Annotated in this window: 1 protein-coding gene and 1 pseudogene; both read left to right on the forward strand. The window is 59.5% G+C overall.

Going from position 1 to position 813, the window contains the following annotated elements; genetic code table 11:
* Positions 1–14: 14 nt before the first annotated feature.
* The gene (gene tnpB, locus J7392_RS24140) at positions 15–362 is read left to right on the forward strand and encodes an IS66 family insertion sequence element accessory protein TnpB (protein ID WP_247744764.1); all 348 of its coding nucleotides are present in this window, start codon (positions 15–17) and stop codon (positions 360–362) included.
* A gap of 62 nt (positions 363–424) precedes the next feature.
* Positions 425–813 (forward strand): annotated as a pseudogene (locus J7392_RS24145) (transposase); the annotation flags it as partial.

Consider the following 813-nt stretch of genomic DNA (forward strand, 5'->3'; position numbering starts at 1 on the left):
GCAGTTGAGGCAGCATGATCGTGCCCGGACCCGGTGTCCGTGTGTATCTGGCGTGCGGCGTGACGGGCATGCGCAAAGGGATCGCAGGTTTGTCCGCTATGGCTCAAGATGTATTGCGCCAGAAGCCCACGGGCGATGCTGTGTTTGCCTTCCGGGGTCGGCGAGGAGATCGGGTTAAGCTTCTTTACTGGGACGGTCAGGGGTTTTGTCTCTACTACAAAGTTTTGGAACGCGGCCGCTTTCCTTGGCCGAGCGCGGAAGACGGTGCCTTGCGTTTGACCTCTGCGCAGCTTGCAATGCTCTGGGAAGGCATCGATTGGCGGCGTCCGAATTGGGGCGCTCCGCCTGCGCGCGTGGGGTGATTATAGCTTCTGATCGACTATATTTATATGGTGTTTGCGCCTGAATTTTGGTAGTTAGGCGCATGTCGCACTCCGAAAAAAAACTGCCAACCGACCCCGCCGAATTGAAGGCGATGATTGCGGCGGAGAACGCCAAGATGTCAGCCACGCTGCGGGCCCATGATCAATTGGTGCAGACGCTGCGCCTGCGGATCGCCAAGTTGCAAAAGCTGGCGTTTGGTAGATCCTCGGAGAAGGTCGAGCGCGAGATCGAGCAACTGGAACTGGCTTTGGAAGACCTGCTGGTTGCAGTGGCTGAGAAGGACGACGCCCCTATCGACGAAGGGTTGGACGAGCCCGTTCTAGAGGAGGCGTCAGCTCCTGTTTTGCGCCGCCGCCCCCCCCTGTCTCGGATGCAACCCCGCGGGAGCGCCGCGAGTTTGACCCAGGTGCGTGCTGTCCAGAATGTGGG

The organism is Sulfitobacter sp. R18_1 (assembly GCF_017743915.1).
Classification (GTDB): Bacteria; Pseudomonadota; Alphaproteobacteria; order Rhodobacterales; family Rhodobacteraceae; genus Sulfitobacter; species Sulfitobacter faviae.

Excerpts from the sequence above, each read along its gene's own strand:
- tnpB (WP_247744764.1), top strand. The coding sequence starts at position 15 with ATGATCGTGCCCGGACCCGGTGTCCGTGTGTATCTGGCGTGCGGCGTG.